Source organism: Flagellimonas olearia (assembly GCF_009184425.1).
In the GTDB taxonomy this organism is placed as follows: domain Bacteria; phylum Bacteroidota; class Bacteroidia; order Flavobacteriales; family Flavobacteriaceae; genus Flagellimonas; species Flagellimonas olearia.
In genome coordinates, this window is record NZ_WELG01000052.1 from 1 (window position 1) to 453 (window position 453).

The 453-nt window shown below is 38.0% G+C and carries 1 protein-coding gene; it reads right to left on the reverse strand.

The annotated features are described in order from the left end of the window. A partial coding sequence (locus F8C76_RS18780) for a hypothetical protein (protein WP_211372185.1) occupies window positions 1-453 on the reverse strand: 453 nt, incomplete at both ends.

The following is a 453-nucleotide window of genomic DNA, read 5'->3' on the forward strand; positions in this document are numbered from 1 at the left end:
ATTTATTGTGGAAGGGCTTTTGAACTTTCAGAATTTCATTGAGTTTTATTGTGCTTTCAAACGCTTGGAGCACTTTGAGTTTTTGGCTAAGTTCCAAGTTTTCAGCCTTTGCTCTAGCAATTTCAGTTTCAAGTTTCATAGCCTCTTCCTTTTTGACATTTATTTGGCTTTCAAGGACTTCCATAATTCTTTTATATTCTTCAACTTGAGTTTTCAAAGCAATAACAGAACTTTCAGATTCATGGAGAAGTTTCAGATTTTTCTTACTTGTTTTTCGTTCCATGCTAAGCTCCTCAAGTGCGGCAATGAGTTCTTCTTCAAGATCGACCTCAGCCTCCTCTTCCTTTTCCAGCTCTTGCTCCTCTTCTTCTTCAACAGTAACCATGAAGAGAGCTTCAGTTGCCTCGGCTGATTCATCATCGTCTGAAGTTTCAGACGTGTTGTCATTATATT